This is a genomic window from Methylobacterium sp. Gmos1 (assembly GCF_053764715.1).
The window spans coordinates 202,379-226,216 of sequence record NZ_JBSNCC010000005.1 but is presented as its reverse complement, the minus strand read 5'-3'; the positions used below and the strand labels follow the sequence as shown (position 1 = coordinate 226,216).

At 71.7% G+C, this 23,838-nt stretch carries 15 protein-coding genes; 8 read left to right on the top strand and 7 right to left on the bottom strand.

Annotated elements, in window-relative coordinates; genetic code table 11:
- Positions 1 to 227: 227 nt before the first annotated feature.
- Positions 228 to 806: a histidine phosphatase family protein gene (locus tag ACS5PV_RS12910; RefSeq protein ID WP_455395720.1), complete on the top strand. Its 579-nt coding sequence runs from the start codon at positions 228 to 230 to the stop codon at positions 804 to 806.
- Between the two features lie 161 nt (positions 807 to 967).
- Here the strand turns inward: ACS5PV_RS12910 and ACS5PV_RS12905 are convergent, their stop codons facing one another.
- Together ACS5PV_RS12905 and ACS5PV_RS12900 are read right to left on the bottom strand one after the other, a co-directional pair.
- Positions 968 to 5,269, bottom strand: a complete 4,302-nt coding sequence (locus ACS5PV_RS12905; protein WP_455395719.1) for a translocation/assembly module TamB domain-containing protein — start codon at positions 5,267 to 5,269, stop codon at positions 968 to 970.
- A 219-nt stretch (positions 5,270 to 5,488) separates the two neighbouring features.
- Positions 5,489 to 7,483, bottom strand: a complete 1,995-nt coding sequence (locus tag ACS5PV_RS12900) for an autotransporter assembly complex protein TamA (RefSeq protein WP_455395718.1) — start codon at positions 7,481 to 7,483, stop codon at positions 5,489 to 5,491.
- Between the two features lie 384 nt (positions 7,484 to 7,867).
- Here ACS5PV_RS12900 and ACS5PV_RS12895 point away from each other — a divergent pair, with 384 nt between their 5' ends.
- A complete protein-coding gene (locus ACS5PV_RS12895; protein WP_455395717.1) occupies positions 7,868 to 8,764 on the top strand; it encodes a histone deacetylase family protein in 897 nt (298 codons plus the stop codon).
- Positions 8,765 to 8,841: 77 nt separating this feature from the next.
- Positions 8,842 to 8,991 carry a TFIIS helical bundle-like domain containing protein gene (locus ACS5PV_RS12890; protein ID WP_455395716.1) on the top strand — a complete coding sequence of 50 codons (150 nt, stop codon included), beginning with the start codon at positions 8,842 to 8,844 and terminating at the stop codon, positions 8,989 to 8,991.
- Positions 8,992 to 9,350: 359 nt separating this feature from the next.
- Here the strand turns inward: ACS5PV_RS12890 and ACS5PV_RS12885 are convergent, their stop codons facing one another.
- Positions 9,351 to 10,226 (bottom strand): DUF6925 family protein, encoded by an 876-nt coding sequence (locus ACS5PV_RS12885; RefSeq protein WP_455395715.1) that lies wholly within the window; start codon positions 10,224 to 10,226, stop codon positions 9,351 to 9,353.
- An 87-nt stretch (positions 10,227 to 10,313) separates the two neighbouring features.
- Between ACS5PV_RS12885 and ACS5PV_RS12880 the strand changes: the two genes are divergently transcribed.
- The 3 genes from ACS5PV_RS12880 (at position 10,314) to ACS5PV_RS12870 (ending at position 13,959) form a co-directional block, all read left to right on the top strand.
- Positions 10,314 to 11,084 carry a DUF502 domain-containing protein gene (locus tag ACS5PV_RS12880; RefSeq protein WP_455395714.1) on the top strand — a complete coding sequence of 257 codons (771 nt, stop codon included), beginning with the start codon at positions 10,314 to 10,316 and terminating at the stop codon, positions 11,082 to 11,084.
- Positions 11,085 to 11,403: 319 nt separating this feature from the next.
- Positions 11,404 to 13,554 carry a TonB-dependent receptor gene (locus ACS5PV_RS12875; RefSeq protein ID WP_455395713.1) on the top strand — a complete coding sequence of 717 codons (2,151 nt, stop codon included), beginning with the start codon at positions 11,404 to 11,406 and terminating at the stop codon, positions 13,552 to 13,554.
- A gap of 231 nt (positions 13,555 to 13,785) precedes the next feature.
- A complete protein-coding gene (locus ACS5PV_RS12870; RefSeq protein WP_455395712.1) occupies positions 13,786 to 13,959 on the top strand; it encodes a hypothetical protein in 174 nt (57 codons plus the stop codon).
- Between the two features lie 210 nt (positions 13,960 to 14,169).
- Here the strand turns inward: ACS5PV_RS12870 and mfd are convergent, their stop codons facing one another.
- Together mfd and ACS5PV_RS12860 are read right to left on the bottom strand one after the other, a co-directional pair.
- Entirely contained in the window at positions 14,170 to 17,772 is a 3,603-nt protein-coding gene (gene mfd / locus ACS5PV_RS12865) for a transcription-repair coupling factor (protein ID WP_455395711.1), read from the bottom strand.
- A 349-nt stretch (positions 17,773 to 18,121) separates the two neighbouring features.
- Positions 18,122 to 18,418, bottom strand: coding sequence for an FAD assembly factor SdhE (locus ACS5PV_RS12860; RefSeq protein WP_455395710.1), 297 nt, complete (start codon positions 18,416 to 18,418; stop codon positions 18,122 to 18,124).
- 168 nt (positions 18,419 to 18,586) lie between these two features.
- Between ACS5PV_RS12860 and recG the strand changes: the two genes are divergently transcribed.
- Positions 18,587 to 20,698 (top strand): ATP-dependent DNA helicase RecG, encoded by a 2,112-nt coding sequence (gene recG / locus ACS5PV_RS12855; RefSeq protein ID WP_455395709.1) that lies wholly within the window; start codon positions 18,587 to 18,589, stop codon positions 20,696 to 20,698.
- A gap of 117 nt (positions 20,699 to 20,815) precedes the next feature.
- On the opposite strand, the gene ACS5PV_RS12850 is transcribed toward recG, so the two are convergent.
- Both ACS5PV_RS12850 and ACS5PV_RS12845 read right to left on the bottom strand, forming a co-directional pair.
- Positions 20,816 to 21,160 carry a hypothetical protein gene (locus tag ACS5PV_RS12850; protein ID WP_455395890.1) on the bottom strand — a complete coding sequence of 115 codons (345 nt, stop codon included), beginning with the start codon at positions 21,158 to 21,160 and terminating at the stop codon, positions 20,816 to 20,818.
- A gap of 195 nt (positions 21,161 to 21,355) precedes the next feature.
- On the bottom strand, positions 21,356 to 22,633 hold the full coding sequence (locus ACS5PV_RS12845) for an AMP-binding protein (RefSeq protein ID WP_455395708.1): 1,278 nt from the start codon (positions 22,631 to 22,633) through the stop codon (positions 21,356 to 21,358).
- Positions 22,634 to 23,033: 400 nt separating this feature from the next.
- On the opposite strand from ACS5PV_RS12845, the gene ACS5PV_RS12840 reads away from it, so the two are divergent.
- Positions 23,034 to 23,780: an invasion associated locus B family protein gene (locus tag ACS5PV_RS12840; protein ID WP_455395707.1), complete on the top strand. Its 747-nt coding sequence runs from the start codon at positions 23,034 to 23,036 to the stop codon at positions 23,778 to 23,780.
- Positions 23,781 to 23,838 lie beyond the last annotated feature (58 nt).

Here is a 23,838-nt window from a genome sequence, read left to right as displayed (position 1 = left end):
GCTCCAGGCCGCCGCGCTACAGATGCCTGACCTTGAGGGCTCCGCTTTCGCGCTGGTTCAAGTGCTCGCAGTCCAGACGGTAGTGGCTTTGATGAAGCGTATTATCGAAGCGCAGGAGACACCTATCGCCGAATGTATCAACCTTATGTCTTTTCTACCTATTGGTTTTCAGGCAGGGTTCGAGCATGCTGGACGTAGCTGGCCGCTCAGGAGTATAGCATTCAGGGGTGCGAGTTCTCTTCGTCACCCATCCCGAAGTCACGATCGACCCGGCTGTACCGGTGCCCGATTGGGGTCTGTCGGCACGAGGTCGCGAGCGCATGGCGGCTTTCTGCGCACGACCCGAGGCGATGAGAATCGGCCATGTCTTCGTCAGCGATGAACGCAAGGCGCGAGACGGGGCTGATATGCTGCACGAGCGACTCGGGTGTCTTGTCACGACCGACTCGCGCCTTGGCGAGAACGACCGCTCGGCTACCGGCTACATCGCGCCACCTCGCTTCTGGGAGATTGTGGATCGTTTCTTTGCCGAGCCGGAGACGAGCGTTTTAGGTTGGGAGCGAGCGGTGGACGCCCAGGCGCGTATCAAGGCAGCGGTGGAGGACTGTATCGCTACCCATGGCGGCAGTGCCGGCGACCTGTGCATTGTTTCGCATGGAGGGGTAGGCACGCTTCTTCTATGTGACCTACTGGGCAAGACCATCTCACGGGACCATGGTCAGCCAATAGCTGGGGGCGGCTGTTTCTTCACCTTCAATGGCGCGACATGGATGCTGGAGCGTGGCTGGCGCGACATCGTGCCGTGATCGAGTGGCCGTTATGGGGAGCCACTGAGCCCCACAGTCTATCGCGAAAGAGCCGAAAGCAGCCGTTCGCAAGGGCAAGCTGATTGTGTTTCGCCCCTGGCAGCGGCTGGCGAACATAGACGCTCAGATGTCGTACAGCCGCGTCGCCCGCGATCCAAGCCTCAATACTCCCACTCCGCCCCCACCCCCACGGCCGTCCGTCCATCGGCGCCGGCCTCGCCCTGCACCTTGATCCGCCCGGTCACGTCGTAGGTGATCGTCGCGGCGCTATCCTCCGGCCGCGCACCCGCGCGCACCCCGACATTGACCCGCTCGCCGAGCGCCCGCGACAGGCCGACGGCCGCGCCGCCCTTCGCGCCGGCCTGGATGTCGAGGCTGTCGAGGCCGAGGCCCTTGCGGGCGCTCTCGAACACGTCGGGCCCGCCCGAGCCGCCGGAGAGCTGGGCCACGGCTTGCGCCAGTTGCAGCGCCTGGAACGGCGACAGGCCGCCGGAGGCCTTCTTGAACAAGAGGCGCGACAGCACCTCGTCCTGCGGCAGCGGCGGCTCGGAGGAGAGGGCGAAATCGGGCTGGTTCGCCGGGCCGGTGACGGCAATCTTGGCGGTGACGTCGCCGGCCTGGGACTGGGCCAGGAAGTCGAGCTCCGGGGCGGTCAGGTCGCCTGCGAAGGTCAGGCGGCCGCGGGTGAAGTCGAGCCGCTGGCCGATGATCTGGATCCGGCCGCGGCGCATCGCGAAGGCGCCATTGGCCATCGGTGCCGCCGAGGTGCCGGTGAGGCGAAGCGATCCGCCGAGTTCGGCGTCGATGCCGCGGCCGCGCACGGTGATGCGGCCGGGCGCGTTCACCGCGACGTCGAGGGTGGCAAGGAAGGGCGGGGCCTTCGCCCCGCGCCGCGTCGCGGCTTCGCGCTTGGCACGCGCCGCGAGGCGGGCGCGGGTCTGGGGTGGCGCGTTGACGTGGCGGATGCCGGGCAGCGGCTGCACCGTGGCGGGCAGGCGATCCGGCACCGAGACGTCGAGGGAGACGACGTCGACCCGGCCGGTGACCCGGGGGGTGCGGGCGAGCGGCCCGGTCAGCGACAGGTCGAGGCCGGAGATCAGCGTCATCAGCGGGCTCGAGACCAGCTCGGCCCGGTCGGCCCGGATGGTCAGGTTGCCCGGAAAGCCCGCCGCCGGCTCGACGGCGACGCGGCCTTGCGCCTGCAGCGTGCCGCCGTTGCGGGTCGCGGCGGTCAGGCGCTCGATCACGATCGTGTCGCCGCGGCCGACGACCCGGCCCTGGATGTCGGTGAGTCGCACGCCCTGGAGCGGGTCGGTGAAGCTGCCGCCGGTGAGCAGAGCCGAGCCGTCGACCTTCGGGGCCTGGAGGGTGCCGGCGATGCCGGCATCGAGGGCGACCCGGCCGGTGACGCGCTGGCCGCCGACGGCCAGCAATGTGTTGGCGAGCGCCGCGTCGAGGGTGCCTCGGGTGCGCAGAGCCAGGGCGCCGCCGGCCTCGACGGGCAGCGAGCCCGACAGCGTGAGCTGCACCCCGCGTCCCGCCGTCACCGTGCCGTCGAGGCCGGCGCGCCCGTCCTCGATCCGGCCCGCGGCCCGGGCGTCGATCGGCGGCAGGCCGGCGGAGCGGGTCTCGGGCGTGACGAGGCGGGCCACGCTCAGCGCGTAGCGCCCTTCCGGGCTGGCGGCCGGGCCGGCGAGCACGGCCTCGCCGTCGAGGGTGCCGGAGAGGTTCAGGCTCGGCGCGGCGATGCGGGCCAGGGCGAGCGGCAGGCTCTTGAGGCCGAGGCGCAGGTCGAGGCGCTGGCCGATCGTGCCGTCGAGGCTCGCCCGTCCCGCGCCGGCGGCGATGGCGAGGCCCGCTACCGTCACGCCCTCGTCGCGAAACGTGATCGTCGCCGGGCCCGCCAGCGCGAGCCGGTCGGCCCCGCGCACGGCGCTGAGGCGCGACAGATCGAGGCGCGCGGGCCCGGCCGGGACGAGGCGCGCGGCGCCGTCGAGGGCGAATCCCCGGGCCCGGGCCTGGAGGGTCAGGTCGCTGCCGTCGGGCGCGGGCCTGGCGTCGAGGCGGACGGCCTCGATCATCTCGGAGCCGGCGACGATCCGGTCGGCGGACAGCCGCCCGGAGACCCGGGGGCTCGTCCACAGGTCGGAGCCGGTAAGATCCGCGTCGAGGCGCGAGAGCGCGATGCCGGCGCCGCGCACGCCCTCGCCGGTCGCCCGCACCCGGGCGTCCTGCCGGCCCCCTGTGCGGGAGAGGGAGATCGCCGCGTCGAGGCGGCCTTGCAGGCGGGTCAGCGCCAGGGCCGAGAGGTCGTCGAGGTCGCCGGCCTTGAGCGTCACCTCGCCCTCGGCGAGGCGCGAGGCGGGATCGACCGCGGCGCGGCCCGCGAGATTCACCGAGCCGAGGGTGAGCGCGAGGCGGTCGAGCAGCCAGTCGGCGTCGCGGCGGGCGAGATGGAGGTCGCCGGTGAGCGGCTTGCCGTCGATCCGGCCGGTGAGGGCCACGGTGCCGTCGAGGGCGCCGGTGGCGTCGGTGACCGTCGCGCGGCCTTGGAAGTCGCGGACCGGGCGGCCCATGGCGCGGGCCTCGGGCGCCGAGAGGGTCAGGGCGAGGTCGGGCCGCTCCAGCGAGCCGGTGAGGCGGGCGTCCAGCGCAGCGCGGCCGGCGAGCTCGGGGTCGAGAGTCGCGAGGTCGGTGAGGTCGACCCGGCCGGTCATGTCGGCCTTGGTCTCGGTGGCGCGGCCGTCGATGGTGGCGGTGACCGCGTGGCCGGTCAGGCGCGCGGCCTGGACGGCGTAGCCGTCGGGCAGGCGGGTCAGGCGGCCGGACAAGCGCGGGTCGCGGCCGAGGGTCCGGTCGAGGGCGGGGGTGCCGAGATATAGTTTCTCCGTGCTCGCCTCGACGTCGGCGGTGACGCCGGCCCGGCCGGGATCGCCCGACAGCAAGGCCTTGACGGCGACGCGGCCGCCGAGCGGCCGACCGACGGCGAGCGAGAAGGCCGCGAGATCGGGCAGTTCGGCCTGGAGCGTGCCCGCCACCACGTCGCGGCCGATCCGGCCGGCGTAGCGGGCATTCGCGGTCGGCGCCTCGATCGTCACCGCGTCGAGGTCGGCGACGCCGTTCGGGTCGATCCGGCCAGCGAGGCGGAACGCGGCCTTCGGGCCGATCGCGCGGCGCAAGGCCGGGTCGGCGAGGTGGAGGCCGTCTACGTCGGCACTCGCGGCGAGGCGGAATGACTGGCCTTCGGGCGCCCGCGGCAGCGGCTCGGCGACGAGGTCGGCGCTCGCCCGGCCGAGCCGGCTGCCTGCCGCCGACAGGCCGGCGGCGCGCAGCGTCCCGCGCACGGCCGGCGCGTCGAGGGGACCTTTGAGGCTCGCGTCGAGCACCAGGGCTTCGAGGGTCGAGTCGCCGGCCTTGGTGACGCCGCCCTCGGTCGGAAGCGCGCGAGCCTGGAGCGTCAGGTCGGCGTTGCGGGCCGCGTCGACCCCGCCCTTGAGCGCGAGGCGGGCGGTGCGGGAGGTCAGCTCGAACCGGTCGACCTGCACCGCGCCGGCGTCGGCGAAGCGCAGGGCGCCGTCGAGGCGGGTGGTGCCGGAGAACACCGCCGCGAGGGGCCCGGGCATCAGGCCCTCGACCCGCGAGGCGAGGTCGAGCACCATCCGGCGCTCCGCCCCGACCCGGTCGATGCGGGCCTTGCCGTCGGCGCCGATGCCCTCGCCGGCCTTGAAGACGAGGCCGGCATTCCAGGCATCGAGCGTGCCCTTGCCGTCGAGGTCGAGGGTGACCGGCGGCAGGCCCGGCAGGTTCATCAGCCGCGCGGCCAGCCCCCCGGCGGGCTCGTCGTGGGCGAGCTTCACCTCCAGGCGGGAATTGTCCGGCACGTAGGCGAGCTTGAGGGTGACGGTGCCGGGCTTGTCGAGGCGGCGCAGGCCGACGCCGAGGTCGAGGCCCTCGCGCGGGTCGCCGAGGGTGGCTTGTCCCGCCCCGCCGATCCGGGCGGCCTCGCCGATCACCGGCTCGCCGAGGACGAGGTCGGTGAGCGCGAAGGCCTTCACCACCACCTTGACCGGCAGGTCGGGCAGCAGCGCCTCCTTGTCCTGCGACGGCGGGGTGGCGGAGGGCAGGGGGCGGCGCAGCACCTCCAGGCGCCCGATCTCGAGCCGGTCGATCTCCAGGCGGCGCGACAGCAGGGCGGTGCGGCGCCAGATCAGCCGGGCCTTGTCGAGGCGCAGCCAGACGCCGTTGCGGTCGGCGATGGCGACGTCGCGGATGGTGGCGTCGGAGGAGAGCGCCCCGTCGACGGCGCCGATCGAGACCCGCGAGGTCGGGGTCGAGAGGGCGCGCGACAGGAGGTCGCCGAGGATCGTGGTCTCGCCCTCGGCCGCCTCGCCGGTGGCGGCGTGGCCGAGCCAGGCGAGGGCGAGGAGGGCGACGGCGAACGCGGCGGTGAGGGGGCGCGACATGGCTCCCCCCTTCCCCGGACGACGGGAGCGAAGCGGGAGAAGATCCGGGAACCAGGGGAGACGTGCCGCAAAGCGGCTCCTGATGCTGCACCGTTGCAGACAGGCCGACGCTTCGCGACTTGTCATGCTGGATCCCGGATCTCCTTCCGCTGACGCTCCCGTCGTCCGGGAAAGGGGTGAGGCGGACAAGTCCCGCGCGCGTCCTCGCAGCTGCATCATTCAGAACGCCTGACCGAGGCTGATGTAGAGGGCGACCGGCGGCTGCTTGAGCTGCTTGTCGGGGTTCAGCGGCACCGCGAGATCGACCCGGATCGGGCCGATGCCGGTGTAGTAGCGAAGCCCTAAGCCCGCCGCGACGCGGATGCGCTCGTCGAAGTCGGGCAGGGTGCCGGCGAACGCCGTGCCGGCATCGACGAAGGGCACGATGCCGATCGTGTCGGTGATCTTGATCCGGCCCTCGATCGAGCCCTCGAGCAGCGAGCGCCCGCCGATCGGCAGCTGGTAGGGGCCGATCGGCCCGACGGTGCGGTACGAGTAGCCGCGGATCGAGCCGCCGCCGCCGGCAAAGAAGCGCAGGGAGGCCGGGATGTCGGCGAGGTTCGCGCCGCTGATTGAGCCGAAGCCGAGGCGCGCCGCCACGATGTAGCGCGCCTCGTCGTCGAAGGCGTAGTAGGTCGAGCCTTGAGCCTTGGCGATCAGGAGGTCCGGGCTTTGGCCTAAGCCCGCATAGGGCGTGAGCGAGGCGGTGACGCGAAAGCCGCGGGTCGGATCGAGCAGGCTATCGGTCGAATCGTAGGTGACGCCGGCGTTCAGCCCGAGGAGCCCGTAATCGACCCGGCCGAGCGCGTCGCGGTCCGAGCCGAACCGGCCGTCGAGCCCGACCTGCGCCGAGAACGCGTCGGCGAAGCGGTGGCGGATCGCCACCGTGCCGCCGGTGGCGTCGCTGAGGTAGGATTGCTGCACCTCGCGGCCGATGAAGGCGCTGGCAATCAGGTCGTTGCGGGTGCCGAACAGGGCGGGCTTGACGAAGGTCGCGGCAAGCCGCCCGCCGAGCCCGTTGGTCTCGATACCGGCGAGCTTGCGGCGGCGGGCGTAATAGTCGGTGCCCAGCCCGAGATAGGACAGGTCGGCGTCGATCCGCAGGGTCTCGCCGCCGCCGAACAGGTTGCGGTCGGCCCAGTAGGCGCGCACGCCCGGCCCGTCGACGGTGGAGTAGCGGGCCGAGACGCCGACGATGTGCGGCGAGCGCTCGGTGACGTCGACGAAGACCGGCAGGCCCCCGTCGGGATCGAGCGCCGTGCCCTCGCGCACCCGTACGCCGCCGAGCGCCTCGATGCGCGAGACCGAGCGGCGGATGTCGGTGAGCGCCTGCGGCGAGTACGGATCGCCCGGCTCGGCGTAGATGAAGGAGCGCACCACCGCTGGGTCGACGTTCTCCGTGCCGCGCACGGTGATGGGGCCGAGGACCGCCTTCGGCCCGGGATCGACCACGAAGGTCACGTCCATGGCGCGCGCGGCGTGGTCGACCACTGGCTCGCGCCGCAGCACCTTGGCGAAGGGGTGGCCCTGGCGGCGAAAAGCGTCGACCAGCGCCGCCTCGCGGGCGAGCACGGTGGCGGAGCGGGCCGGCGGGTCGTCGTCGAGGCGGGTGAGGCGGGCCGGCACGGCCTCTGGCGAAAACGGCACGCCGGCCGGATCGAGCACGGCGATGCGCCGCAAGGAGTAGAGCGGGCCCTGGTCGACGGAGACCCGCACCGCCACGAGGGAGCGGTTGCGCGCGGCCTCCGCGGCGCGCACGGCGGCACGGGCGGCGGCGTCGCCCCCGAGCACGACGTCCTCGATGCGGAAGCCCACCGTGCCGGCATAGTAGCCGAAGCCCCATAGAGCATCGACGAGACGGCCGGCATCGGCCTCGGCCCGGCGCAGCAGGCCCTCGCCGTCCGGCGGCGCGTCGTTGCGCAGGCGGTAGAGGCTGGAGGTGTCCTGGAGGGCGCGCAGCAGGTCCTCGTCCTCGACGCCCTGGAAGCGGACCGAATAGGGCAGGGCGGCCGGGCTCGGAGCCGGCGGCGCCTCCTCGGAGCCGAACAGGCCGAACAGGTCGAAGGCGCGCGCCGGCTCCGCCGCGCCCAGCCCGAGCGCGAGGCTGGCAGCCTTGGCAATTCCCAACCACCGGCGCGCCTTTCGCGCGCCGCGACCGTCGACCCGTTCCCGCATGCCCCCCGGCCGTGCTTGCAGGCCCCGCCCATCCGGACGAAGCCTAGAAATACTGTCGCGCCCGCGGCGCGCCCGTCTTCCGGCAGTCGCGAGGCTCGATCCCCGCGACGCCCGAACCCTCCGCTCCGAGTTCCTTACCCAAGGGTCGAGCGAATTCGTGTCCAAACCGTGTTCGTCGATCGGCCCGGTCCCGGGACAAGCTAGAGCATATGCCGGCCAAGAGAAACCGCCGCGCCGGTTCGACCGGGGGGAAGAGGGGGCGCTAACCCTTTGGTCTCCGCGAAGAGATTATCGGCGCCCGCGGCGCGCGGTCGCGCCTGCTTCCTCGTCAGCCGGCGCGTTGAGCGTGACCGTCCTCTCCTCGCTGTCCACAGGGTCTGTCGCATGGTCCCGGTCGTGTTCCACCCGGCCTACGAGGCCCAGCTGCCCGAGGGCCACCGCTTCCCGATGGGGAAGTACGGGCGGCTCGCCGCCGCGATCGAGGCCCGCGGCCTGGTGCCGGACGGGTTCGTGACGCCCGAGCCCGCGGACCCGGCGCTGATCCGCCTCGCGCACGACGCGTCCTACGTCGAGCATGTCGTCACCGGCACGGTGCCGCGGGCGGTCGAGCGGGCCATCGGCCTGCCGGTCGACGGGGGGGTGGCGCGGCGCTCGCTCGCCGCCTGCGGCGGCACGCTCAAGGCCGCCCGGCTGGCGCTCGCGGGCGGGCTTGCCGGCAGTACCGCGGGCGGCAGCCATCACGGCAGGCGGGACGGGGGGCGGGGCTTCTGCGTCTTCAACGACGTCGCGGTGGCGGCGCTCGCCCTGAAGCGCGAGGGCACGATCCGCCGTGCCCTCGTCATCGACCTCGACGTGCACCAGGGCGACGGCACCGCCGATTGCCTGCGCGACGAGCCCGACCTGTTCACCTTCTCGATGCACGCCGAGAAGAACTATCCCCACGACAAGGTGCCGGGCGACCTCGATGTCGGGCTGCCCGACGGGCTCACCGACGACGACTACCTGGCGGCGCTCGCCCTCCACGTGCCGCGCCTCATCGAGGAGCAGCGCCCGGACCTGGTGTTCTACAATGCCGGCGTCGATCCCCACCGCGACGACCGCCTCGGCCGCCTGGCGCTCACCGACGAGGGCTTGGCGCGGCGCGAGGCCCACGTCGTCGGTGCGGCGCGCCGGCGCGGCATCCCCCTCGTCGCGGTGATCGGCGGCGGTTACGCGACCGACATCGAGGCGCTGGCCGCCCGCCACGCGCTCGTCTTCGAGGCGATGGCGGAACTGGCGTGATCGGGGAGCGGAACGGCCGAGGCTGCTTCGCCGTTGATCCGCCGAAGTCCACATGCCTGCGCACCACGGAGACTACGATGAGCCTCATCGGCCGAATCGTCACCAAGATCCTGGGGAACGACGATCCCCGCCTGCGCCCCGACAGCCGTCCCTATGACGACCGGGTGACCTACAACGATTCCGGCAACCTCGTCGGCCGCCTCGTCACCAAGATCCTGCGCCGCTGACCGCGACAGGCCGATCGATCGCGACGCGACACCCCCGCTGGCCCCCGGCGGGGGTGTCGCCGTTGTGGCGGCCGCGATCGTTTAGGAGAAAATCGACCATCGGTGCGCTTTCGCACTTGCGAAGGCCGCCAGGAGGTTTATCTTTTGCAGTGCACGGTCGCGATGGCGTCGCGGCCCTGCTGCCCTCTTTTGGGCGTTTCCTCCCTAGACTTCGGGCCGCCTGCAAGGGCGGCCTTTTTTCTTGGGGCCGAAGGCTTCATGCGCGAAGGCGCGGCTCGCAGGTCCCTTTCATCCGACCCGCGGCCTCCCCCGGAACGACGCCAAGCGCGTCGAGACTGTCGGGGACGCCGAACGGGCCCTCACCGCGAAGCCACGTACCGCCGCTGCACCCGCGCCACCCGCGCCACGCCCCGCGCCGCCCGGGTCTCCGGCACCGCTACCACCTCCCCGGCGAGAATCCGCTGCTTGAGCGCGACCAGCGCCGGATCCCCCCAGCGCGCCAGCCAGTCCTGGAACATGGTGTGGCGGTCCATGTCGTAGCCGGCTTCCGTCAGCGGATGGGGCGGGTGCAGGTGGATCACCGGGGCAAGGCCCGGCGGGATCGACGCCGTGGCGGCGTGCAGGCGGCCCTGGCGCAGGAGCTTGTCGAACCAGTGCGCCCGCGGCCCCGGATGCGCGTCGGGCAACGCGACCTCGATCCGGGCCAGATGCGAGGCCGCCACAAGCGTCGCCCCGAGCCCGGAAAGCGACGCCCAGAGAGCGGCATCGGCCGGGCGGCCGCAGGCGGCGCGCAGGGCCGGGATGCCTGCGCCCCGCACCCGGGCGAGGAGCCGGACCTGGCGTGAGGGGAGTCCGAGGCAGAACAGCACCCCGTCCCGGTCCGTAGACCGCGCCGCCGCATCGTCGGAACCGATCTCGCTCAACCCGGGAGCGGGGCAGGGCGGCAGAGACGTGAGCGGCCGGCACAGGGCGAGGGCCTGGCTCCAGCCGTCGCCGAGCGCCGTCTCGTAGGCGACCGGCACGAGGGCGTCGGCCCCCTCCAGCACCACGGCGCCGCGGAGCGTGACGAGGCCGGGGCGACCACCGCAGGGAGGCTCCGCCGGCTCCTCGGGATCGCGCCGGAAGGTCGCGCCCGCCCCGTAGCCGCCGAGGCTCCAGCTCGCCATCGGATCGGCGAGCGCCCGGGCGAGGACCGCCCGCAGGGCGGCCGGATCCGGCGAAGGGCGGATCGACAAAGGGTCTTCCCCGCCTTGAGCGCAGCGCAGCAAACCGCTACCTCTTCGGGGGCAGGGGGCGCCTGCCCGGGTCGAGAATCGCAGATCGTGTCGGAAACCTCGCCGTTGATCCCCGATCCGGACCCGTCGGCAACCCGCAAGCGGGTCAGCGTCCGCGGCCGCCTGCGGAACTACTTCTTCACCGGCGTCATCGTCGCGGGTCCGCTGGCGATCACGATCTACATCACCTGGTGGTGCATCAGCCTGATCGACGGCTGGGTCAAGCCGCTGGTGCCCTCGGCCTACCTGCCGGACCATTACCTGCCGTTCAGCGTGCCAGGCCTCGGCCTCGTCATCGCCTTCGTGGCGCTGACGACTCTCGGCGCGCTCACCGCCAACCTCGTCGGCCGCTCGGTGGTGGAGTTCGGCGAGGTGCTGCTCGCCCGTACCCCGGTGATCTCGGGGCTGTATCGCGGCCTGCGCCAGGTGTTCGAGACGCTGTTCTCCACCAGCGGCACCTCGTTCCGCACCGTCGGCCTCGTCGAGTTCCCGGTGAAGGGCACCTGGTCGATCGTGTTCCTGTCGGCCCCGGCCGGGCCGGACGTGCAGACCGCGCTCGGTTCCGGGCACGACCATGTCGGCGTGTTCCTGCCTTGCGCCCCGAACCCGACCACCGGCTTCTTCTTCTACCTGCCGCGCGCCGAGGTGATCGAATTGTCGATCAGCGTCGACGACGCCGCCAAGCTGGTGATGTCGGCCGGCGTGATTCAGCCCGAGGACCCGCAGAACCGCCTCCAGGCGATGGCGGCGGGCCTGCGCGCGGCGCAGGTCGGACCCGGCCCGGCGACGATGCCGGCGCGGGACCGGCTGGACGCCTGACGCCCCTTACGTCCGGGATACGCACGGCAATCCGCCGGATACGGCGGAGCCGTCGGAGCGGTGCATTTCTGCAACGGTCGCGGTCGCCCGCAGCCGCCACGCTTCTTTGAACGATTGCAAGCCGCCGGTACTCACGAAGCTGGCCCAAGCGCTTCGCCGGCTCCCTGCGACTTCATCTTATACCAGGTAAAAACAAGACCTGTTCGTTTCCGACAGTCACGCCGTTGCGAAGGCGGCGCGCGGCTGCCAAGGCGAAAAGGTCTCGCGAGAACAGGGCGCCCCTCGCGAGGCGATAGTTCTGTCTCTCGGACGATCCGCCATGACGAAGCCGGCCGCGCATGCCCGCGCCACCCTGTTGCTCGCCACCACCATGCTGGCGCCCGCCGCCGCCCTCGCGCAGCAGCCCGCCCCGCCCGAGGGCGAGATGGCGCTGGAGACGATCGACGTCTCGGGGGCCAGGGGCACCGGGCGCGGCGACACGGTCGGCTACCTCACCCGGCGCACCGCCTCGGCGACCCGCACCGACACGCCGCTGATCGACACGCCGCAATCCGTCACCGTGGTGACGCGCGAGCAGATCCGCGACCAGGGCTTCCAGAGCCTCACCGAGGCGATCCGCTACGTGCCCGGCGTGATCCCGCACCAGGGCGAGGGCAACCGCGACGACGTGGTGATCCGCGGCCAGCGCTCGAACGCCGATTTCTACGTCAACGGCATCCGCGACGACGTGCAGTATTTTCGCGATCTCTACAACATCGAGCGGATCGAGGTGCTCAAAGGTCCGAACGCGATGATCTTCGGCCGCGGCGGCGGCGGCGGGGTCATCAACCGGGTGCTGAAGGAGGCCGACGGCGTGCCGATCCGCGAGATCGTCGCGCAAGGCGGCGCCTTCGACAACAAGCGCGTCGCCCTCGACATCGGCGACCGGTTCTCCGACAGCGCCTTCTTCCGCCTCAACGGCGTGGTCGAGGACACCGGCACCTACCGCGACTTCGGGCATATCCGCCGCTACGGCATCAACCCGACCGGGACGCTGGTGCTCGGGCCCGACACGACGCTCAAGCTCTCCTACGAGTATTTTCACGATGACCGCGTCACCGACCGCGGCATCCCCTCGCAGTTCGGCCGGCCCTACCGCTACCGCGACAACACCCGGACCTATTTCGGCAACCCGGACCTCAGCTACGCCCGGATCGACGCCAACATCGCCACCGCGACCCTCGACCACCGCTTCGAATCCGGCGTGCAGCTGCACAGCCAGCTGCGCTTCGCCGACTACGACAAGTTCTACCAGAACGTCTTTCCCGGCAGCGCCGTCAACGCCGCCGGCACCAGCATGACGTTGAGCGCCTACAACAACGCCACGCCGCGCACCAACTACTTCAGCCAGAACGACTTCACGTACAAATTCGCCACCGGCCCGCTCGGCCACACCCTGCTCGGTGGGTTCGAGCTCGGCTACCAGACCGGCCTCGCCTACCGGCAGGACGGCTTCTTCTCGACCACCGGCACGACGTCGCTGGTGGTGAACCCGCTCTCACCGGTCTCGCGGGTACCGGTGAATTTCCGCTACAATGGCGGCAACAACAGCCGCTACGACCTCGGCCTCGCCGCGGCCTACGTGCAGGACCAGGTCGAGATCTCGCCGCATCTCCAGCTGATCGGCGGCCTGCGCTACGACCATTTCGATTTCGCCGCGACCGACCGCGGCACGCAGGTCACCACCGCGCGGATCGACGACCTGGTCTCGCCGCGGGCCGGCTTCGTGGTGAAGCCGTGGGAGAACCTGTCCTTCTACGGCAGCTACAGCGTTTCCTACCTGCCCTCGTCCGGCGACCAGTTCTCCTCCCTGACCCCGGGCCTCGCGATCGCGGTGCCGGAGCGGTTCGAGAACCGCGAGATCGGCGCGAAGTGGGACGTCTCGCCGGTGCTCCAGCTCACCGCCGCGCTCTACGACCTCGACCGCTACAACCAGCGCTTCGCCGACCCGAACCGCCCCGGCTACTTCCTCACCACCGGCCAGACCAACACCAAGGGCGCCGAGATCGGCGCCAACGGCTTCGTCACCGACTGGTGGCAGATCGCCGGCGGCTACGCCTTCACCGATGCCCGCATCGTCAGCAACTTCAGCTCCGGCTCGACGGTGATCCGCACCGGCAATACCGTGGCGCTCGTGCCGTTCAACGCCGTCACGCTGTGGAACAAGTTCGCGATCACGCCCGAATTCGCGGTCGGTATCGGTGTCATCAACCAGACCCACACCTTCGCGTCGTCCGACAACACCGTGCGGCTGCCGAGCGTGACCCGCTTCGATCTCGGCCTGTTCTACCAGGTGTCGGAGGGGGTGCGGGCGCAGGTCAACATCGAGAACCTGTTCGACCGGCGCTACATCGCGACGGCGGATGCCAACAACAACATCACGCCCGGCGCCTCGCGCACGGTGCGGGTGCAGGTGATTGCGCGGTTCTGAGCAAGGGTGTCGGTCCTACCCGGCGCCGGGGACGTCGTGCAGACGGTCCGCGATGTCCTGGCCGGTGACCGCAATGGTTGAACCGGCCCATCCGATCGATGGATAGGGCCGCTTTCGGCACCCGGCCCTTCGCGAACGAATGCTCCGCCGTGGTTCCCCCGCTCCGCGGGATCCACCCGTCGTCCTGTCGTGCATCGGGCCCTATGTGCCAGTCTTCAGGAGGAGACACCCATGCCCGACGACAAGGCCAAGCACGAGGACGGCCACAACAACCAGCGCCGCGGAGACGCACCCGAGCCTAAGACCGGCGACCGCATCATCGACGGCCGCCTCGACCCCGACGCGCAGTCGCCCTCCGACGAGCGCGCCAAACCCTTCGATCCGAAGGAGAACGATCCGGCCTGACCTGCCGGGGCTGACAGCGAACCCCGCCGGTTCTGCGGCCTCGGCGGGGTAGCGTCACCTTCGGGCGACACGAAGTCGGCGCGTCGCGCGCCGACTCGGCAGAACGATCGGGGAAACGTTGGATTGGTCCAACGCGCTCCGCGATGCGAGTAATCGCCTTCGAGCCGGTGTCAGGATCAAATCGGTCTGCACTGTCGAAGGAGACGCCCCTCACGCCGCCTTCTTGCGCGTAATCAATTTCACGAGATCCCGCAGGATCGCGGTGGTCTCCTTCAGCCGCTCCGCGACCGTGGCGAGATCGCGGATGAACACCACGCTCATGTCCGGCCGCACCTTGGCGAAGGAGCGCTGGTCCGCGATGTAGCCGGCGAGCTTGGCCGGGTTGGCGAAGGACCGGTCGCGGAAGTGCATGACGATGCCCTTCGGGCCGGCCTCGACCTTCTCGACGTTGGTCTCGCGGCACAGGATCTTGATCGTCACGATCTTGAGAAGCTGCTCCACCTCCGGCGGCATCGGGCCGAAGCGGTCGATCAGCTCGGCGCCGAAGCTCTCCAGTTCCCGGTCGTTCTCCAGCGTCGCGAGGCGGCGGTAGAGGCCGAGGCGCACCGAGAGATCCGAGACGTACTCCTCCGGCATCGTGACGGGAGCACCCAGCGCGATCGTCGGCGACCATTGCTCGTCGGTCGGCAGCGCGTTGCCGGACTTGAGCGCTGCAACCGCGCTCTCCAGCATCTGCTGGTACAGTTCGTAGCCGACTTCCTTGACGTGGCCGGACTGCTCGTCGCCGAGCAGGTTGCCGGCGCCGCGGATGTCGAGGTCGTGGCTGGCGAGCTGGAAGCCGGCCCCCAGCGTGTCGAGGGATTGCAGCACCGAGAGGCGCCGCTCCGCCTGCACCGTCAGGGTCTTGCCCTCGGGCGTGGTGAACAGCGCGTAGGCCCGGGCCTTGGAGCGGCCGACGCGGCCGCGCAGCTGGTAGAGCTGGGCGAGGCCGAACATGTCGGCACGGTGGACGATCAAGGTGTTGGCGGTCGGGATGTCGAGGCCCGATTCGACGATCGTGGTGGCGAGCAGGATGTCGTACTGGCCCTCGTAGAAGGCCGTCATCACGTCCTCGAGCTGGCCCGCCGCCATCTGGCCGTGGGCCACCGCCACCTTGGCCTCCGGCACCTCGCGGTCGAGGAAGCGCTTGACCTCCTCCAGGTGCTCGATGCGCGGCACGACGTAGAAGGCCTGGCCGCCGCGATAGCGCTCGCGCAGCAGCGCCTCGCGGATCGAGAGCGGATCGAACGGCATCACGAAGGTGCGCACCGCCAGCCGGTCGACCGGCGGCGTCGCGATGATCGAGAGTTCGCGCACCCCGGTCATCGCGAGTTGCAGCGTGCGCGGGATCGGCGTCGCCGAGAGCGTCAGGACGTGGACTTCCGACTTCAGCGCCTTCAGCCGCTCCTTGTGGGCGACGCCGAAATGCTGCTCCTCGTCGATGATGATGAGGCCGAGATCCTTGAAGACGATGTTCTTGGCAAGCAGCGCGTGGGTGCCGACCACGATGTCGACCGAGCCGTCGGCCAGGCCCTCGCGGACCTTCTTCAGGTCGGCATTGCCGACGAAGCGGGAGGCCTGGGCGACGTTGACCGGCAGGCCCTTGAACCGGGCCTCGAAGGTGCGGGCGTGCTGGCGGGCGAGAAGCGTGGTCGGCACCACCACCGCGACCTGCTTGCCGGACAAAGCGGTGACGAAGGCGGCGCGGAGCGCCACCTCGGTCTTGCCGAAGCCGACGTCGCCGCAGACCAGCCGGTCCATCGGCCGGCCGGAGGTGAGGTCGCCCAGCGTCGCGGCGATCGCCGCTTCCTGGTCCTCGGTCTCCTCGTAGGGGAAGCGGGCGGCGAACTCGCCGTAGGTGCCCTCGGGCGGGGCCATCTTCGGCGCCGACTTCAGGAAGCGCTCGGCCGCGACCTTGATGAGGGCGCCGGCCATCTCCATGATCCGGCGCTTGAGCTTGGCCTTGCGCGCCTGCCAGGCCCCGCCGCCGAGCTTGTCGAGGGCGACCTCGGCATCCTCCGAACCGTAGCGGGTCAGGAGCTCGATGTTCTCGACCGGCAGCAGCAGCAGGCCGCCGCTGTACTGGATCTCCAGGCAGTCGTGGGGTGCGCCCGCCGCCGTCACGGTCTTCAGCCCGACGAAGCGGCCGATGCCGTGATCGGCATGGACCACGAGGTCGCCGGGGGCCAGCGCCTGCACCTCCAGGATCACGTCCTGCGGGCGCTTGGCCTTGCGCTTGGGCCGCACCAGCCGGTCGCCGAGGATGTCGCCCTCGGCCACCACGGCGAGCTGGCCGGCGGAGAAGCCGCCCTCCAGGCCCCAGACCGCGACGCCGATATCCTGGCCGCGCTTCATCGCCAGGACGTCGGAGAGCCGCGTGATGCTCCTGGGCTTCGGCAGGCCGTGCTCGGTCAAGACGCCGCAGAGCCGGTCGCGCGAGCCCTCGGACCACGCCGCCAGGACGACGTGGTGGCCGGAGGCCTGCAAGTCGCGGACGTGGGTCACGGCCGCGTCGAAGACGTTGACGCCCTCCTGCGCCCGCTCCGGCGCGAAGTCGCGGCCGGGCACGCCCTCGCAGTCGATGAGGCGTCTCCCTGAGACCTCCGGCACGTCGAAGGGGGCGAGGCGGGCGACCGTCGCGCCCTCGACGCGCTTCGCCCACTCGTTCGGCGACAGGTAGAGCGCGTCGGGCTTCAGCGGCTTGTAGGGCGCGGTGCCGCTCTGGCGCTCCCTCAATGCCTCGCAGCGGGCGTCGTAGTATTCCTGGACTTGGCTCAGGCGCTCGGCCACCGCGTCGTCGACCTGGTGGTCGAGGACCAGCGGCACGCCGGCGACGTAGTCGAACAGGGTGTCGAGGTGGTCGTAGAACAGCGGCATCCAGTGCTCGAGGCCGGCGTAGCGTCGTCCCTCGCTGATCGTCTCGTAGAGCCGGTCGTCGCGGGTCGCGGCGCCGAAGGCCGTGACGTAGCCCTGGCGGAAGCGCCGGATCGTCTCGGTGGTGAGCTGCACCTCGCTCATCGGCACGAGGTCGAGGGAGCGCAACTGCCCGATGGTGCGCTGGGTCTCGGGATCGAAGGCGCGGATCGATTCGAGGGTGTCGCCGAAGAAGTCGAGGCGGACCGGGTTCGGCAGCCCGGGCGGCGACAGGTCGATGATGCCGCCGCGCACCGCGTACTCGCCGGTATCGCGCACGGTGCCGGTGCGCAGGAAGCCGTTGGCCTCGAGCCAGGCGACGATCTGGTCGGTGTCGAGCGCGTTGCCGGGGGCGGCGGAGAAGGTCTCGACGGCGATGCGGGATTTCGGCGGGACGCGCTGAACCAGGGCGTTGACCGTGGTGGCGAGGATGCGCGGCTTCTCGGCCGAGGAGCGGGTGCGGGAAAGCCGCGACAGCGCCGTCATCCGCTGCGCCGCGATGGCGGCGTTCGGCGAGATCCGGTCGTAGGGCTGGCAGTCCCAGGCCGGGACGCTCATCACCTCGATCTCGGGGGCGACGAAGGCGAGAGCGCTGGCGAAGGCCGCCGAGCGGGTGCCGTCGCGGGCGACGTGGACGAGGACCGCCGGCCCTTCCGAGACCTGCGCCAGCGCGCGGGCGAGGTCGGCCACCACCAGGGCGTCGAACCCGTCCGGCACCCGCGCCAGCGTCGTGCTGTCGCCGGCCTTCAGCGCCTCCACGGCCTTGGTCAGGGCGGCGGATTTCGGCAGGGCGAACCGGGCGGCCGCGGGCTTTTTCGGAGCTGCGGGCGGGGCGGGAGGCTTGGGGGCGGGCTTGGCCATCGGGTCTTTTAGCGGGTCTTTTGAGCGGGCGGGCCGGGAACGGAACTTGGGATCAATCAACGCGTCCGGAAGAAGCGCGGTAAAACCCTCCCCCCTCTGCGGGGGAGGGTGGCCCCCGCGTCAGCAGGGGTCGGGAGAGGGGACGCCGCTTCCGGAGAGGTCGCGACCTGCATGAAGGGCGCGAGCTGGATCCGCGTCGCGCTGCCCCTCTCCCGGCCTGCTTCGCAGGCCACCCTCCCCCGACCCAAGTCGGGCATGCCCGACTTGGGCAAGTGAATGCGGAACTCGGGCAAGCCCGAGTTCCGTTGGGGGGGAGGGTTCAAGGCCCGCGCTTCACCTTGAATCGACCTCACAGATCCACCGGCGCCCCGTGCTGGTGGAACGCCTTCATCCGGCGATAGACGGCCGTGTCGTAGTTCGAGGGAACCTCGGCCTCGTCGGTGATCCAGCGGAACAGGTCGCGGTCCGGCACCTCGATCAGGAGCTCGAAATCAGCGAGTTCCTCCTCCGTCAGCGTCCCGATCTCGGCATCCGCGAAGCGGCCCATGATCAGGTCCATCTCGCGGGTGCCCCGGTGCCAGGAGCGGTAGAGGGTGCGGCGGCGGCGCGGATCGAGGTCGGCGCTGGTGCGGGTGGTGCCGGTCATCGCTTGAGACAATTCCTCGGGCTGGTCCGGAGCGGCTTTACCGCCCGGGGCGCGGGTGCGAAACCCTGCTGCTTGATATGGGACGCGCCGCGCCCTGCGACACCCGCGGGGCCGCAACCGCGGCGCGGTCCTGTATAGAGCCCCCGAATCTCCTCCGCTTCCGCCCCGATGTCGCTGCGTCCCTCCCTGCTCGATCCCCTGTTCGCCCCCGCGACCGTGCTGCCGGGGGCCGGTCCCAAGGTCGCCGTGCTGATCGACAAGCTCGTCGGCACGCCGGAGCGGCCGGCCCGGGTGGTCGACCTCCTGTTCCACCTGCCCCAGCGCGGCATCGCCCGGCAGCTGCGCGGCTCGATCGCCGAGGCGCCGCCCGGCGAGCCGGTAACCCTCGCGGTGACCGTGGTCGCCCACCGCCCGCCGCAGAGTGCGGGCCGCAAACCCTTCCGGGTGCTGGTCGAGGACCAGACCGGCGACATCACCCTGGTGTTCTTCAACCTGCCCCGCGCCCGCATCGAGAAGATGCTGCCGCTCGGCAGCCACCGCTACGTCTCCGGCCGGATCGAGCTGTGGGACGGCTTTCGCCAGATGGTGCACCCGTCCCGCATCCTCGACGAGAAGGGCCTGGCCGACCTGCCGGCGGTCGAGCCGATCTACGGCGCCACCGAAGGCTTGACCTCGCGGGCGATCGGCAAGCTCGCGGTCGCGGCCCTCGACCGGCTGCCAACTCTGCCGGAGTGGCAGCACCGGTCGTGGCTCGAGCGCCAGGGCTGGCCGGCCTTCGCCGATGCCCTGCGCACCGAGCACCGTCCGGCCGAGGCCGCCGAGACGGAAGAAGACCTGAAGACCCCGGCGCGCCGGCGCCTCGCCTATGACGAGCTCCTGGCCTCGCAGCTGGCGCTGGCGCTCGTGCGCAGCCGGATGCACCGTCCGGCCGGGCGGACCAATGTCGGCGACGGGGCCCTGTCGCGGCGGATCGAGGCGGCCCTGCCGTTCGGGCTCACCGGCGCCCAGACCCGGGCACTCGCCGAGATCCGCCGCGACATGGGCTCGGACCGGCGCATGCTGCGCCTGCTCCAGGGCGATGTCGGCTCGGGCAAGACCGCGGTGGCGCTTCTCGCCATGGCGTCCGCCATCGAGGCCGGGCGCCAGGCGGCGATGATGGCGCCGACCGAGATCCTGGCCCGCCAGCACGCCGAGCGCTTGAGGCCGATGGTCGAGGCGGCGGGGCTCACGCTCGCGCTGCTGACCGGCCGCGACCGGGTGGCGGAGCGGCGCGCGACGCTCGCCGGCCTCGCCGACGGCTCGATCCACGTCGTCGTCGGGACCCACGCCCTGTTCCAGGACGACGTGGCGTTCCACGACCTCGGCCTCGCTGTGGTCGACGAGCAGCACCGCTTCGGCGTGCACCAGCGCCTGGCGCTCGGGAGCAAGGGCGAGGCGGTCGACATCCTGGTGATGACCGCGACGCCGATCCCCCGCACGCTCGCGCTCACTTACTTCGGCGACATGGAGGTCTCGGTCCTCGACGAGAAGCCGGCCGGGCGCCAGCCGATCAAGACGGTGCTGGTCTCGACCGACCGGATCGAGGAGGTGACGCTCGGCCTCGAACGGGCGCTCGCCAAGGGCGACCGGGTCTACTGGATCTGCCCGCTCGTTGCCGAATCCGAGTATGTCGACCTCGCGGCGGCCGAGGAGCGGTTCTCGGCCTTGCGCGAGCGCTTCGGCGAGGCGGTCGGCCTCGTCCACGGCAAGATGCCGGGCAAGGACAAGGACGAGGCGATGGAGCGCTTCGTCGTCGGCGACACCAAGATCCTGGTTTCGACCACGGTGGTGGAGGTCGGCGTGGACGTGCCGCAGGCCACCGTGATGGTGATCGAGCACGCCGAGCGCTTCGGCCTAGCGCAGCTGCACCAGCTGCGCGGCCGGGTCGGGCGCGGTTCCGGCGCCTCGACCTGCCTGCTGCTGTTCAAGGGACCGCTCGGCCAGGTCTCCCGCGCCCGGCTGGAGATGATGCGCGAGACCGAGGACGGCTTTCGCATCGCCGAGGAAGACCTGCGCCTGCGCGGCGAGGGCGAGGTGCTGGGCACCCGTCAGTCGGGCCTCGCCAATTTCCGCCTCGCCCGGCCGGAGGCCGACGGCGACCTGATCGTGGCGGCCCGCGACGACGCGAGGCTGATCGTCGAGCGTGATCCCGGGCTCAAGACCGAGCGCGGTCTCGCCCTGCGGGCGCTGCTCTACCTGTTCGAGCGCGACGCGGCGGTGAAGCTGTTGCAGGCGGGGTGAGGCGGTCGCTCCGGTTCAAGCGAGTGCGCACTCTCCGGCGTGCCTCCGGGCTCTGCCCGTGCGGACCGGGAACGACGGGGTGCACGTCGACTCCCGCGAAGGGAGTCGAACGACCCGTCAGAATTCCGGCTCGTTCAGCACCCGGGTGCCGATGCGGCTCTGGAGGTCGATCGGGGCGCCGGTCTGCTGGCCGGCGGCATCAACCTCGATCACCGGGATGCCGGCGTCGCGCATCTGCTCGCGCAGGCGCTCCGACAGCATCCGGAAGGCGCCGCCGGTGTCGCGGGGCGGGACGTGCAGGAGGACTGCCGCCGGACGCGGCATCATCGCCAGCACGTCGTCCGCCGCCTCCAGGGAGGCGGTGACGCTGGCATAGCCCAGTTCGGCCAGCTCGGCGGAGAGGGCCCGATCGACGGCGCGGTGGCCATCGTCGACGACGAGAACTTTTTGCAGCGCACCCATGGTCAAGCGTTAGCCGATCCCGTGCCTCTCGTGAAGGCACCGGGGCAGTAACGCTGTGAGCCGACGAAAGTTCACCGCCGCCGAAGGCCGAGACCCACCCTGCGTCCCTGGACCCGCCCCGGCGATGATCCGTCAAATCACTGGACAAAAATGCTTTTTCGCGCCCGGACAGCCGCCGGATGACGCGCCGGCGGCCTATGCGATCTCCGTGACCGCGGTGGCGACGCCGGCGAAGAGCGAGGCCCGGAACCGCGATTCCATCCAGCCGTCAGGATTTTCGTCCTCCGTGATGCCGCGGCGCAACATGCGGGCGGTGCAGGCCGGTCCGCGAAAGCTCAGGCGTCCCTCCGGATCGCGGCGCAGCTGGATCAGGCCGGCCCGCTCGGTCGCCAGGGCGGCCCGCTCGGGGGCGGCGAGGACGAGGCCGACATCCTGGGCGTCGCGCCGGCCGCAGAGCAGGGCGATCTCGTCGAAGGCCACGACGTCGACCACGCCGGGGCGGCCGGGCAGGCGGGAGCTGAGGCGGCAGGGCGCCCGGTGGACGTAGGCGAGGGTGCGCAGCCGGCCCGGCACGCTGGTGCGGGCAAAGCCCGCCTCCATCCAGGCCGGGGCGACGAGATGTGTCGGCACCGGCTGGTCGAGGGCGGCCGAGAGGGCGGCCGCGTCGAAGACCGGGTGGCATTCGAGGGTCGCGCCGGCCAGCAGCGCCGCGGTGAGCCCGGTGGCGAGGCCCTTGAGGTCGCTCGCCGGCAGAAGGCTGAGGATCCGCTCGCCCGGCTCGACCCGCAGCGGCACCAGGCAGCCGGCGGCGGCGGCTGTCAGCGCCTCGGCCTCGCGGCGCACGGCCACGGGCGCGCCCGCCGGCTCGGGCGGGGGGCCGGCCGGGCGGGACGGGGCGGGTGCTGCGGGGAGCGCGAAGGTGACGAGGCCGGCGGAAGGTCCGGTGCCGAGCGCGGCGGCGTCGCCGCGGTGGTCGAGCACCACCTGGTCGAGGCTGAGCACACCGTCGGGCACGTAGGGCCCGAAGGCGGCGATGAAGCGCAGCGGGAAGTACCGCAGCGCGACCCGGCACATCTTCTCCGCCGGCCGCTCGGAGCCGAGCACGCCCTGGGTCAGCACGGCGAGGATCTGCGCCGCCTCGATAGCCTCGAGCAGGCGGTCCTCGTCCCAGGTGACCGGCAGCGGGCAGGGGACGTGGCCGGCCTGCTCGATGGCGAGGAAGGCGAGATGCGCCTCGGCCATGCCGGCCATGCACAGCCCGACGGGGCTCCTCGGCGGCAGCCGCAGCGTCGAGAGACCCTCCGCCAGCCGCGCGACGATCTCGCGGGCGGCGGCGTAGGTCCAGGCGATGGCGGGGCGGCCGCACCAGGCGGGCTTGCTCGCCTGGTCGACGAGGGCGATGCGGGCGGGGTGCCGGTCGGCGATCGCCGCGAGCAGCGCCCCCAGCCCCATCGAGGACGAGGCCGCGGCCAAGGAAGAAGCCGTGGGAGGGGCCGCCCAGGCCGGACCGGGCAGGGACGACGCGTCGTCTCGTCTCATCGTCGCCAGAGCCGCCAAAGCCGCCACCTTCGTCCGCCTGCCGCGCCGGGCATCCTGCTGCGGGGCATCCTGCCGCCGGGCATCCTGCCCGCGCATGGTTAAGGACGTTTTAACCGTGCCGGCCCCCTCGCGGTCCGCGAAGGGATCGGCTAAGGGGCGCTTCGTCGGCGGCCGAGGCCTTGCCTTCGCCTCAATCCGGGGGAAAGCAGGCGCCCCGGAGGCCGGGCGGAGCCCTTCGGCCGCGCTCCGCCCGCTGTCGGCGCACCCGCATCGATGCGGGTCTCGCGCGCCATCAAGGCCACCGACGTCCTGCCGTTTGAGGGGTCCACTCCTGATGTTCTTCGCGAATCGTCCCGCGCGCCCGAACCAGGCCGCCATTGCCTTCGCCCTGGCCGGCCTCGGGCTCGGTCTCGCGGCCGCCCCGGCGCTCGCCCAGCCCAAGAAGCCCGCCGCCCCGGCGCCGGCCGCGCCCGCCCCGGCGGCGCCCGCCGGCCAGGCGCAGCAGACCGGCCCGATGGTCGTGCAGGTCAAGCCCGAGCCGTCCCAGGCCGACTGGACCAAGGTCTGCGGCAAGGACCAGGGCAGCGGCAACGAGGTCTGCTACACCACCCGCGACTTCGTCTCCGACCAGGGTCAGGCGGTGCTCGCCGTGGCCGTCTACGACATGAAGGGCCCGCAGGGCGCCAAGGTCGTGCGCTTCCTGATGCCGCTCGGCCTGCTGCTCCAGCCCGGCATCCGCTTCACGGTCGACAACGGCCAGGCGACCCCCGGCCGCTACGCCGTCTGCTTCCCCAACGGCTGCTTCGCCGAGGCCCCCGGCCTGAAGGACGAGGTGGTCGCCGCGATGAAGAAGGGCACGACCCTGAACGTCAGCGTGCAGAACCAGATGCAGCGCGAGGTCACCTTCGCGGTGCCGCTGACCGGCTTCGGCAAGGCCTTCGACGGCGCCCCGATCGACCCGAAGGTCCTCGAGGAGCAGCAGAAGAAGCTCCAGGCCGAGCTGGAGAAGCGCTCCGAGGAGATGCGCAAGCAGCTCGAGCAGAAGGGCGGCGCCCCGGCGGCGGCCGCTCCGGCCAAGTAAGGTTCGGTTGATCGTCGCGGGTCGGACGGCCCGCGACCGGATGCACGAAGGGCCGGGC

Excerpts from the sequence above, each read along its gene's own strand:
- ACS5PV_RS12905 (WP_455395719.1), bottom strand. The coding sequence starts at position 5,269 with ATGTCGCGCCCCCTCACCGCCGCGTTCGCCGTCGCCCTCCTCGCCCTC.
- ACS5PV_RS12900 (WP_455395718.1), bottom strand. The coding sequence starts at position 7,483 with ATGCGGGAACGGGTCGACGGTCGCGGCGCGCGAAAGGCGCGCCGGTGG.
- ACS5PV_RS12895 (WP_455395717.1), top strand. The coding sequence starts at position 7,868 with ATGGTCCCGGTCGTGTTCCACCCGGCCTACGAGGCCCAGCTGCCCGAG.
- ACS5PV_RS12890 (WP_455395716.1), top strand. The coding sequence starts at position 8,842 with ATGAGCCTCATCGGCCGAATCGTCACCAAGATCCTGGGGAACGACGAT.
- ACS5PV_RS12875 (WP_455395713.1), top strand. The coding sequence starts at position 11,404 with ATGACGAAGCCGGCCGCGCATGCCCGCGCCACCCTGTTGCTCGCCACC.
- ACS5PV_RS12870 (WP_455395712.1), top strand. The coding sequence starts at position 13,786 with ATGCCCGACGACAAGGCCAAGCACGAGGACGGCCACAACAACCAGCGC.
- mfd (WP_455395711.1), bottom strand. The coding sequence starts at position 17,772 with ATGGCCAAGCCCGCCCCCAAGCCTCCCGCCCCGCCCGCAGCTCCGAAA.
- ACS5PV_RS12860 (WP_455395710.1), bottom strand. The coding sequence starts at position 18,418 with ATGACCGGCACCACCCGCACCAGCGCCGACCTCGATCCGCGCCGCCGC.
- recG (WP_455395709.1), top strand. The coding sequence starts at position 18,587 with ATGTCGCTGCGTCCCTCCCTGCTCGATCCCCTGTTCGCCCCCGCGACC.
- ACS5PV_RS12850 (WP_455395890.1), bottom strand. The coding sequence starts at position 21,160 with ATGGGTGCGCTGCAAAAAGTTCTCGTCGTCGACGATGGCCACCGCGCC.
- ACS5PV_RS12840 (WP_455395707.1), top strand. The coding sequence starts at position 23,034 with ATGTTCTTCGCGAATCGTCCCGCGCGCCCGAACCAGGCCGCCATTGCC.